Raw genomic sequence first — 3,866 nt, forward strand, 5'->3', positions numbered from 1 at the left:
GCTGTAAGAGCCTGACGATGACCTACTTTCACACGGGAACCCGCACTATCATCGGCGCAAAGTCGTTTCACTGTCCTGTTCGGGATGGGAAGGAGTGGGACCAACTTGCTATGGTCATCAGGCATAACTTGGTGCTGGGCAGTTTTTGTGAACTGCCTGGCGAATTCATAGAGTCTGGAATCAGATGTTTGTGTTTTGACTGCGTCTAACTTGGCATAACAGACTTTGAGCTTCACGCTGGTTGCGTGTTGGCTATCAAAGTTATAGGGTCAAGCCGCACGAGCAATTAGTATCAGTTAGCTTAACGCATTACTGCGCTTCCACACCTGACCTATCAACGTCCTGGTCTTGAACGACTCTTTAGGGGGCTCAAGGCCCCGGCAGATCTCATCTTGAAACGAGTTTCCCGCTTAGATGCTTTCAGCGGTTATCTCTTCCACACTTAGCTACTCGGCAATGCCACTGGCGTGACAACCGATACACCAGAGGTGTGTCCACTCCGGTCCTCTCGTACTAGGAGCAGGCTTCCTCAAATCTGCAGCGCCCACGGAAGATAGGGACCAAACTGTCTCACGACGTTTTAAACCCAGCTCACGTACCTCTTTAAATGGCGAACAGCCATACCCTTGGGACCGGCTACAGCCCCAGGATGAGATGAGCCGACATCGAGGTGCCAAACACCGCCGTCGATATGAACTCTTGGGCGGTATCAGCCTGTTATCCCCAGAGTACCTTTTATCCGTTGAGCGATGGCCCTTCCATACAGAACCACCGGATCACTATGTCCTGCTTTCGCATCTGCTCGACTTGTCAGTCTCGCAGTTAAGCACGCTTATGCCATTGCACTATCGTCACGATGTCCGACCGTAACTAGCGTACCTTCGAACTCCTCCGTTACGCTTTGGGAGGAGACCGCCCCAGTCAAACTGCCTACCATGCACTGTCCCCGATCCAGATAATGGACCTAGGTTAGAACCTCAAACACACCAGGGTGGTATTTCAACGTTGGCTCCATGAGAACTAGCGTCCTCACTTCAAAGCCTCCCACCTATCCTACACAGATCTGTTCAAAGTCCAATACAAAGCTACAGTAAAGGTTCATGGGGTCTTTCCGTCTTTCCGCGGGGAGATTGCATCATCACAAACATTTCAACTTCGCTGAGTCTCAGGAGGAGACAGTGTGGCCATCGTTACGCCATTCGTGCAGGTCGGAACTTACCCGACAAGGAATTTCGCTACCTTAGGACCGTTATAGTTACGGCCGCCGTTTACTGGGACTTCAATCAAGAGCTTGCACCCCATCATTTAATCTTCCAGCACCGGGCAGGCGTCACACCCTATACGTCCACTTTCGTGTTTGCAGAGTGCTGTGTTTTTATTAAACAGTCGCAGCCACCGATTTTTTGCAACCCCGTTGGGCTCCCTCTGTACGAGTTCACCTACTTGGGGCATACCTTCTCCCGAAGTTACGGTATCAATTTGCCGAGTTCCTTCTCCTGAGTTCTCTCAAGCGCCTTAGAATACTCATCTCGCGCACCAGTGTCGGTTTGCGGTACGGTCGTCAATAGCTGAAGCTTAGTGGCTTTTCCTGGAAGCAGGGTATCACTCACTTCGTCTGCAAGCAGACTCGTTATCACCCCTCATCTAAGCCCGGCGGATTTGCCTACCGAGCACGACTACAGGCTTGAACCAACATATCCAACAGTTGGCTGAGCTAACCTTCTCCGTCCCCACATCGCACTATTGATCGGTACAGGAATATTGACCTGTTTCCCATCAGCTACGCATCTCTGCCTCGCCTTAGGGGCCGACTCACTCTACGCCGATGAACGTTGCGTAGAAAACCTTGCGCTTACGGCGAGGGGGCTTTTCACCCCCTTTAACGCTACTCATGTCAGCATTCGCACTTCTGATACCTCCAGCATCCGTTACCAGACACCTTCACAGGCCTACAGAACGCTCTCCTACCACTTGCAATAAATTGCAAATCCGCAGCTTCGGTAACTGGCTTAGCCCCGTTACATCTTCCGCGCAGGACGACTCGATCAGTGAGCTATTACGCTTTCTTTAAATGATGGCTGCTTCTAAGCCAACATCCTGACTGTTTTAGCCTTCCCACTTCGTTTCCCACTTAGCCAATTTTAGGGACCTTAGCTGGCGGTCTGGGTTGTTTCCCTCTTGAGTCCGGACGTTAGCACCCGGTGCTCTGTCTCCCAAGCTGTACTCTGCGGTATTCGGAGTTTGCATAGGTTTGGTAAGTCGCCATGACCCCCTAGCCTAAACAGTGCTCTACCCCCGCAGGTAATACTTGAGGCACTACCTAAATAGTTTTCGGAGAGAACCAGCTATTTCCAAGTTTGTTTAGCCTTTCACCCCTATCCACAGCTCATCCCCTAGTTTTGCAACACTAGTGGGTTCGGACCTCCAGTACCTGTTACGGCACCTTCATCCTGGCCATGGATAGATCACTTGGTTTCGGGTCTACACCCAGCGACTGATTCGCCCTATTCGGACTCGATTTCTCTACGGCTTCCCTATTCGGTTAACCTTGCCACTGAATGTAAGTCGCTGACCCATTATACAAAAGGTACGCAGTCACCCTTACGGGCTCCTACTTTTTGTAAGCATGCGGTTTCAGGATCTATTTCACTCCCCTCCCGGGGTTCTTTTCGCCTTTCCCTCACGGTACTGGTTCACTATCGGTCGATTACGAGTATTTAGCCTTGGAGGATGGTCCCCCCATATTCAGACAGGATTTCTCGTGTCCCGCCCTACTTTTCTCTAACTTAGTACCACACGTCTGTTTTCGCATACAGGGCTATCACCTGCTATGGCCGGGCTTTCCATCCCGTTTTGCTAACAGTCGTGCTATCACTAGAAGGCTCTTCCGATTTCGCTCGCCACTACTTTCGGAATCTCGGTTGATGTCTTTTCCTCGAGCTACTGAGATGTTTCAGTTCACCCGGTTCGCCTCGCATACCTATGTATTCAGTATGCGATACCTCTTGCGAGGTGGGTTTCCCCATTCAGAAATCTCCGGATCAAAGCTTATTTGCCAGCTCCCCGAAGCTTATCGCAGGCTATCACGTCTTTCGTCGCCTGTAATCGCCAAGGCATCCACCACATGCTCTTAGTCACTTGACCCTATAACTTTGACATCTCTTTCAAGATATCGCCATCATCTTCAAGGACTTGCCAGGTCTTTCACCTGACGCGTTATGCCGTAATGTGAATAATTCCTCGATATCACTATCAAGAAACATTCGTCATTACTAATTCAATTTACTTCACCACGCTTTCGCGCAGCTTTAGCTCGTTGAATATTCGTTTTGACGCAATCAAAAATTTGTCACCAGGGGCACGGTCTGCACTAAACCTTTACGAATGTGCAGTTTCCCCTGGCAACTCTGATTTCGACTCTATGAATTTTTAAAGAACAGCCGATTGATCAATCGATATTGATCAACAACAAAGCAGCCTCTTTCAAAGCAGCTTTGGTGTTGAATTTCCGAAGTGTGGTTGGTGGAGGATGACGGGATCGAACCGACGACCCCCTGCTTGCAAAGCAGGTGCTCTCCCAGCTGAGCTAATCCCCCAGTGTCCTCTTACCGTATCTAGCCATCGGAATTTGGTGGGTCTAGTTGGGCTCGAACCAACGACCCCCGCCTTATCAAGACGGTGCTCTAACCAGCTGAGCTACAGACCCATTCCACATTCTTGCGAATCTCTTCGCAGGTCTGCGGCTTGTTCCAACAACCGATAAGTGTGGGCGTTCAATATTGAATGCAGTTTTCCAGAAAGGAGGTGATCCAGCCGCACCTTCCGATACGGCTACCTTGTTACGACTTCACCCCAGTCACGAACCC

General features: G+C 50.3%; 2 tRNA genes and 3 rRNA genes. All 5 read right to left on the bottom strand.

Annotation, left to right across the window (positions count from 1 at the left end):
* Positions 1 to 9 precede the first annotated feature (9 nt).
* Positions 10 to 122, bottom strand: a 5S ribosomal RNA gene (gene rrf / locus QUA58_RS30925).
* A gap of 143 nt (positions 123 to 265) precedes the next feature.
* Positions 266 to 3,144, bottom strand: a 23S ribosomal RNA gene (locus QUA58_RS30930).
* A 376-nt stretch (positions 3,145 to 3,520) separates the two neighbouring features.
* Positions 3,521 to 3,596, bottom strand: a tRNA-Ala gene (locus QUA58_RS30935).
* Positions 3,597 to 3,629: 33 nt separating this feature from the next.
* Positions 3,630 to 3,706, bottom strand: a tRNA-Ile gene (locus tag QUA58_RS30940).
* Positions 3,707 to 3,797: 91 nt separating this feature from the next.
* A 16S ribosomal RNA gene (locus QUA58_RS30945) occupies positions 3,798 to 3,866 on the bottom strand; the annotation flags it as partial.

Source organism: Microcoleus sp. N9_A1 (genome assembly GCF_036701795.1).
Taxonomy (GTDB): Bacteria; Cyanobacteriota; Cyanobacteriia; order Cyanobacteriales; family Microcoleaceae; genus Microcoleus.